Below are 1,122 nucleotides of genomic sequence, written 5' to 3'. Positions count from 1 at the left end.
CGGTCCCGGGCCGCGCTCATCGTCTGGTCACGGAGCAGGGCCGAGCACTGGTCGTGCCGCCCCACCACGAGGAGACCGTCGAAAGGCGCGTAGGGCGAGCGCCGGCGCAGTTTCTCCAGGGAGGGGTAGGGGTTCTCCCGGTTGCCCGGATCGGTCAGGTCGGCGATCTCCGCCGGCAGCGGAGGACGGCCCGACCGTGTCGATTCATTCTCACCGGCGGTTCCGACCATCACCGAATCCATTCTCATAGAGGCCGACGATCGCCGACAGTACCCGTGCGCCGGAAACTCGGGAATGTCGTGCGCCTGCGTTCAACCGCTGAAATGCCGCAGTTGAACAGTCGGGCCCGCATCTGAACGGTGTGAACTGTCATTTGACGTCCGTTCGGCCACTGGTGAGGATGGCGTACTGAAATGATCCGGAACACCGCTGCGGCCCAGGCTCATTCATCCTCCGAAGGGGAACGGACCGTGTCCATATCGCTAGTCGGTTCCGACGGAGAATCCGATGGAGACGCCGTTCTGGGAGAGTTGACATCGGCTCAGCTCGGAATCTGGTATTCCCAGCAGATTGCGCCGGATGATGCTCCGTACAACATTGCCGAATGCCTTGAGATCGACGGCGGCGTGGATCTGGACGTATTCGTGCGGGCCGTGCGGCAGGTGCTCGGCGACGTCGATGCGTACCGTCTCCGTTTCCGCGTGGTGGACGGGCAGCCGCGGCATTACGTCGACGTCACCGCCGATGTTCCCGTTCGCGTCATCGACGTCAGTGCCGAGTCCGACCCGAGGGCCACCGCGGAACGGTGGATGCAGGCGGAGCTGCGCCGGCCGGTCGACCTGACGGGCGACGGCCCCTTGTTCGCCTGCGCCGTGCTCTCCCTGGGGGAGGGCCACGTGCTCTGGTATCACCGCGCCCACCACCTGATCATGGACGCGCACAGCGGCGCACTGATCGCCACCCACGTGGCCGCCGCATACGCCTCGCTTTCGGCGGGTGCGGACCCCGGCGGGGGCGACGCGTTCGAGCCGTTCTCGGCGTTGGTGGAGGCGGATCGGGAGTACCGGATGTCTCCGGACCTCGGCTCGGACCAGGCGTTCTGGCTCGCTGCCCTGGACGGTC

General features: G+C 66.4%; 1 protein-coding gene and 1 pseudogene. One reads left to right on the top strand and one right to left on the bottom strand.

The window, feature by feature from the left end; all coding sequences use genetic code 11:
- A pseudogene (locus tag ACZ5CR_RS46715) lies at positions 1–230 on the bottom strand (hypothetical protein); the annotation flags it as partial.
- Positions 231–413: 183 nt separating this feature from the next.
- Here ACZ5CR_RS46715 and ACZ5CR_RS46710 point away from each other — a divergent pair.
- Positions 414–1,122: condensation domain-containing protein (locus ACZ5CR_RS46710; protein ID WP_468870133.1), on the top strand; the 709-nt coding region annotated here is incomplete at its 3' end.

Source organism: Streptomyces sp. NPDC031274 (genome assembly GCF_055570235.1).
The sequence above is the reverse complement of the archived record's forward strand: the minus strand, read 5'-3'. Positions and strand labels throughout refer to the sequence as shown.